Source organism: Streptomyces alkaliphilus (assembly GCF_014141535.1).
In the GTDB taxonomy this organism is placed as follows: Bacteria; Actinomycetota; Actinomycetes; order Streptomycetales; family Streptomycetaceae; genus Streptomyces; species Streptomyces alkaliphilus.
In genome coordinates, this window is sequence record NZ_VKHT01001005.1 from 1 (window position 1) to 1,768 (window position 1,768).

Below are 1,768 nucleotides of genomic sequence, written 5' to 3' on the forward strand. Positions count from 1 at the left end.
GTCCCCGGCCCCACCGGCCGACATCCCTCCGCCGCCCCCGGTCACCGGGGGCGGCGCGTCCGGCTCAGCGCCGGGCCACGCCCTCGGCGCGCGCCGCCGCCGCGACCGCCGCCGCGACCGCCGGCGCCACCCGCTCGTCGAACGGCGAGGGGATCACCCGCTGCGGGGTCAACTCGTCGGCGACCACCGCCGCCAACGCCTCGGCCGCGGCCAGTTTCATGCCCTCGGTGATCCGCGCCGCCCGCACCTGGAGGGCGCCGGCGAAGATGCCGGGGAAGGCCAGCACGTTGTTGATCTGGTTCGGGAAGTCGCTGCGTCCGGTGGCGACCACCGCCGCGTGCCGGGCGGCCACCGTCGGGTGGATCTCCGGGTCCGGGTTGGCCATCGCGAAGACGAACGCGCCCGGCGCCAGTCGCGCCACCGCCGACTCGGGGACCGTGCCGCCGCTGACGCCGATGAAGACATCGGCTCCGGCCATGGCGTCCTCCAGGGAGCCGGTCAGCCCGGCGCGGTTGGTCAGCCCGGCGATCTCCCGCTTGACATCGGTCAGGTCCTCCCGGTCACCGCAGACCACGCCGCGACGGTCGCACAACGCGACGTCGCCGATCCCGGCACCCAGCAGGATCTTCGCGATGGCCACGCCGGCCGCGCCCGCGCCGGAGATGACCACCCGCAGCTCGGCGAGGCCGCGCCCGGTCAGCCGGGCGGCGTTGCGCAGCGCGGCGAGGGTCACCACGGCGGTGCCGTGCTGGTCGTCGTGGAAGACGGGGATGTCCAGGCGCTCCTGGAGTTTGCGCTCGATCTCGAAGCAGCGCGGCGCGGCGATGTCCTCGAGGTTGACGCCGCCGAAGGAGGGGGCGAGCCGGGCCACCGTCTCGACGATCTCGTCGGTGTCACGGCAGTCCAGCGCGATCGGGACGGCGTCCACCCCGGCGAACTGCTTGAAGAGGATCGCCTTGCCCTCCATGACCGGCATGGAGGCCGCGGGACCGATGTCCCCCAGGCCGAGGACGGCGCTGCCGTCGGTGACGACGGCGACGACCTGCGAGGTCCAGGTGTAGTCGTGGGCGAGCTCCGGCTGCTCGGCGATGGCGGCGCACACCTTGGCGACACCCGGCGTGTAGGCCAGGGACAGATCGTCGGCGTCACGCACCGGGACGGTGGCGCGGACGGCCATCTTGCCGCCGCGGTGCAGGGCGAACGCCGGATCCAGGCCGGCGGCGGCGCCCAGCCGCTCCGGATCCCCTTCGCCGTGGGGGCGCGGGGAATCGCGGTGGGTGGTTCGATGAAGGTTGGTTGTGGAGTTGACGGTCTCCGAAGCCACGGTTTGACCCCTTTATCACATGGCTGGTCGAGGGTGACCGCTCCCTGGTGGGGGAGCGGGCGGGTACCACGTCCGCCGCCCGTTCGGCGGTTGGGCCGCCGTCGGGGAGGTGCTGCGGACGCCGGACGCGCCGCACGCACGTCCCGGGTCCCCGGGTGAGGGGTGTAACAGTCCGTTCTACCGGATCGCTCGAGGTGGGGACGAGGGGATTGTCAGGGTGCCGAGCGAAACATCGGGTGAATCGGGTCGGCGTGCGCCGTTCCGGCCGCGCCCCGGGCGCCGCTCCCACGCGGTACGACCTGCGGAGACGCGGGGCGACCGCCGTGACGCCGGGGAGTCGTCGACCGTCCGTGATCCTCGTCTCACCGATCGACGCGCGAACGACGGCGCGTTCCTCCCCGGGGCCCCGGCCCCCGGGGTCCGGTCCGGGGCCGGACGAGGGGC

General features: G+C 74.3%; 1 protein-coding gene. It reads right to left on the reverse strand.

What is annotated here, in order from left to right; all coding sequences use genetic code 11:
- Positions 1–64: 64 nt before the first annotated feature.
- On the reverse strand, positions 65–1,231 hold the full coding sequence (locus FNQ90_RS21930; RefSeq protein ID WP_228471472.1) for an NAD(P)-dependent malic enzyme: 1,167 nt from the start codon (positions 1,229–1,231) through the stop codon (positions 65–67).
- Positions 1,232–1,768 lie beyond the last annotated feature (537 nt).